4 protein-coding genes are annotated in these 4023 nt (G+C 57.7%); 1 reads left to right on the top strand and 3 read right to left on the bottom strand.

Annotation, left to right across the window (positions count from 1 at the left end; all coding sequences use genetic code 11):
• Window positions 1–87 precede the first annotated feature (87 nt).
• From F6X42_RS41880 to F6X42_RS41890, 3 genes are read right to left on the bottom strand one after another with little or no spacing between them, the layout of a single operon-like run.
• Window positions 88–918 (bottom strand): tyrosine-type recombinase/integrase, encoded by an 831-nt coding sequence (locus F6X42_RS41880; protein WP_187639622.1) that lies wholly within the window; start codon window positions 916–918, stop codon window positions 88–90.
• A complete protein-coding gene (locus F6X42_RS41885; RefSeq protein WP_187639623.1) occupies window positions 911–1861 on the bottom strand; it encodes a tyrosine-type recombinase/integrase in 951 nt (316 codons plus the stop codon). Before F6X42_RS41885 ends, F6X42_RS41880 begins: the two co-directional genes overlap by 8 nt.
• Window positions 1858–3117, bottom strand: a complete 1260-nt coding sequence (locus F6X42_RS41890; RefSeq protein ID WP_187639624.1) for a site-specific integrase — start codon at window positions 3115–3117, stop codon at window positions 1858–1860. Before F6X42_RS41890 ends, F6X42_RS41885 begins: the two co-directional genes overlap by 4 nt.
• A gap of 465 nt (window positions 3118–3582) precedes the next feature.
• On the opposite strand from F6X42_RS41890, the gene F6X42_RS41895 reads away from it, so the two are divergent.
• Window positions 3583–4023: IS4/Tn5 family transposase DNA-binding protein (locus F6X42_RS41895; RefSeq protein ID WP_187639625.1), on the top strand; the 441-nt coding region annotated here is incomplete at its 3' end.

Consider the following 4023-nt stretch of genomic DNA (forward strand, 5'->3'; position numbering starts at 1 on the left):
CCTTCCCGGACGCCGGGGGCTGATGGAAGGAATCAAGACTATCTCTATCTCACAACACGCATTTACCCAAGAAATACGGGCTATTGTTCAATTACAAGACATAGTCAGGAAGGGCACATAGTGTCGCACCAGGTGCGGTGAGATGCGTTGGCCCTTGAGTCCCGCGCAATCAGTTTCCACCGCCTGGTAGGCGAGGTTAAGGCGATCGGTTATTCCGGTTCGCGTCATCGGTCCGCCTGAACGATTTGGAAAGAGCCACTGTCCGGGTGAAGCGCCAATTTGCCGAAGCCAGAGCCGAATCTGGCTTGCGGTGCTGCGCCAGAGCGGGACCACACGGTCTTTGCGGCCCTTACCGTGAAGACGTACAGAAGGGCTTCGATCCAGATCGACGTCGCCAACGCGTATGCCGATGAGTTCGGATACCCGAGCGCCGGTGTTATAGAGGGTCGCCAACATCACGCGATCGCGCTGGCCGCACCATGTGTTGGGGTTGGGTGCATCGAGCAAGGCGCATATTTCTTCTCGGGAGAGGAAGCGGACCAGCGGGCGCTCGTAACGCTTCATCGGGATCGCGAGCACCTGTTGAATCGTGCCGAGCGATTCTGGTACTCGGGACGCAGCATAGTGCAGAAACGAGCGAATGGCGGCAAGCCGGAGGTTGCGGCTGCGGATGCTGTTTTGGCGAATCACTTCGAGATGCTTGAGGAAGTCGAGAACCAGTGGTGCATCAATATCGCTGAGTTCCAGGCGTTCAGGTTTCCGATGCAATCGCTGTTCGGTGAATTCGAGAAGCAGCCTCATAGTGTCGCGGTAAGCAGCCACCGTTCGCGGGCTGGCGTTACGCTGCTGTATCAGGCGCTCCATAAAGAACTGCTGCAGCAATTGCGCAAACGTCGGTGATGAGTTCAGGTCAAGCATGATTGCCTCCTTGAACGAAGTGCTCGAAGCGATCGCCTGCGATGGTCATCAGCTCAGGTAATGCCGTTATGTACCAGAACGTATCGGTGACCTGGGTATGTCCGACATAGGTGGAAAGCACCAGCATCGCATTACCGACATCGATCCCCTCCTGATACCAGCCGATAAGACGGCGGCAGATAAAGCTGTGCCTCAGATCGTGGATGCGCGGGTGCGGGTGACCCCCTCGGGCCTGCCATCCGAGCTGTGCTCGAAGACGGCCGAAGGCATATGCGATTTGACGATAGTTCACTGGCCTCCCGCGGTCTGTCACGAAGAACGTGTCGGTCGTCGACGCGGGCAGCCTTTTATCCCGAATACAGGCATAGGCACGGAGGGCTTCGGTGGTGGTCGGATGTAGAGGAACCTGGCGGGCTTTCCGAAACTTGCTCTGACGGATCGTGAGCAGGCCGCGTTCCAAGTCCACGTCCGAGCGCCGAAAGGCCAACGCCTCCGAGATACGCAAACCCGTGGCCGCAAGCAGACCGAAGACGGTTTCACAGGTAACTGGACGCAGGCTGCCGGCGGCCGGAAGTCGTCGCGCAGTATCCAGCAACGCGTCGATCTCCTCCTCCGAGTAGATATGCGGGGTCAACCGTCGATGTCCCGGTCCACAGAGTCCGGGCGATGCAATTTCGGTGGCGGGATCAAACTGCAGGCGATACTTGGCAAACGGGCTCAAGATTTTTAGCCGACCTGCTCTCGTGGTGGCTGTCGCGCGGCTGGACGAACAGGCCCAACGCAATGCCAGTTCTTCCGTGATCGGACCGCGGTGACCGATTTGATCGGCGAAGCGTGCAAAGCACAGTAGCCGCCTTTCCTCACTCTCCAAAGCGAAGCCGAGTCGCCGCCGGCATTCGAGATAGTCCTCGACCAGGGACACCATGGTAGTGGTGGGCTTCATGTGCGTCTCCCCGGCCATGGCAAGGCAACGGTGTTGAGCCTGGGTAGATCGACTTTGACATAGATGGTCGTCGTGTTGACGTTGCGGTGGCGCAGTAGATCGGCGATGTCTTTGAGACTTGCCCCTTCCCTGAGTAGCCTTGATGCGACCGAATGGCGTAGCACATGGGTTCCGGTCCACCGCTGAGCGAGGCCACACCGGGCGTAGGCACAGCGTACGGCATTACGCACCAGGCTGGGTCCCACCGGTTCATCGCGCGGAGCGCGGTGCCGCACAAACAGTGCGCGGCTTTCCGTTCGCGGGCGCCCGAAGCGCAAATAGTCAGCGATCGCGCGCCCCGTCTCCAAAGGCAACGGCAGAAGTGTTGTGCGCTTTGCCTTCGCTTTGGCAATCCGGAGCGTCCCTTCTCGCCAATTCAAGTCATCGAGCTGGATAAAAGCCACTTCGCTCGCCCGCAGGCCCAGGTCCACCAGACAGCGAATGATCGCATAGTCACGTCGGCCGGTTGGACACGTATGATCGAAGGAATTCACAAGCCCCGCCAGTTCTGAATCGGTAAGAGAATCCGGTAACGCCGCTAGACGCCAGTAAGCGACTCTTGGGACTGCGGCAATCAGGCGTTCGGTAGGTTGTCCGTGTATGCGACGGAAACGCAAATAACTCCGCAGACAGTCGCCAATGATTCCTGCTGTCCGGGGTTGGCAGCCCGCGGCGCGATCAGTCACGAATCGACATATCTCATCTGGCTTGAGGCGTTCAAGCGCAATCGGCCTCCAGCCAAATCGGGCAATGAGGAATTCACGGACGTAGCGCAGACGGTAGAGACGCGTTCCTGGTGCCAGCCCCTGCACATCCTGAAGATAAGCGTCAAAGAGCCGAAGTTCTTCACTGATGAAATTGGAAACCGGCGCTGATGTCGAGGGAATGATTCCCTCCGAGCGCAGCATGCGAAGCAGATGACGCAGCGCACGGCGAAGGTTTGCGGGGGTGCGGGGACTTGGCTTGCTGCAGTGACAGACGGGAAGGTGCTCCGTGAGAAAGCGATGCAGCACTGTCTCGTCGATGTGATTGATAGCGATGCGTCGCGCAGTCAACCACCGTCCGAAGTGGGAGGCGCATTGCAGATAGTTCTCTTTAGTAATACCCGCATATCCGTGACGCCCCAAGTAGTCGGTGAAATCCCCAACGACGGGTCCAAGTGCGCCGTACCGTGCGCGATTGCACACGACAACTTCAGAAACGACTGGCGTGATCATGATCGCTCTCCTGAGAGATGGCGATGAAGCCATCTGGGAAGAGCAGTATCCGTTATGCAAGGTTGGCCGGTGTTGAGGCGCTACCTGGCACCCAGAGGAATTGGGCGTCGCACCTCAGAATGACCGACAAACCGTGCATAATTCCGGAGCGTCCATAATACGTCGATTCGATTACGACGCCGGCGAGGTCTGGCTGCCAGGGCACGAGAAACGCGAGAATTCCTGACAGTTCGTTGGATAGCCGCTTCTCGGCGACTACCCGGTCCGTCTCGTCTGTCACGCTTATCACGCTATTTGTCGAATGCAGGTCAATGCCGCAATATTTCATTTCGGGCCTCCCGTTCGGGTAGGGTGATTGGGCACACTCACTTTAACCCCGCTGCCCTTCAGGGCAGCGGCCGGAGGCCCGCTAGATGATTTTCAATTCTGCTAACCTGGATGCATTTAGGATTCCTATTTGAATAGATGACAGGAACGAAACGCGCAAAGGTTGAATCCTGGCTGAATTGCGAGATTGCGGACAGCGAGTTTCAGGACATCCGGCTTCGCAAGCGGTTTGGAATGCTGCTGGAGCAATTGTGGAAGGGTATGGGGCAGACCATTCCACTCGCCTGCCAGGATTGGGCCAATACCAAGGCAGCGTATCGCTTTATGAACAATGATCGCGTCAGTGAGCGGGACATTCTGAGCGGACATTTCCGGACTACTTCACAGCGTTCTTCCACGACCGATGGACCGATTCTTGTACTTCAGGATACCACCACGTTTTCATACGAAATGGAACATCCCGAACTCATCGGATACGCTGGCAGCGCAATAACTTCCGCCCAGCGGCGAGGCCGGACGAAGCCGAGCCCGCAATGCGGCATCCTGATGCATTCAAGTCTCGCCGTCACAACCGAAGGT

This window comes from Paraburkholderia podalyriae (assembly GCF_014397785.1).
Lineage (GTDB): Bacteria > Pseudomonadota > Gammaproteobacteria > Burkholderiales > Burkholderiaceae > Paraburkholderia > Paraburkholderia podalyriae.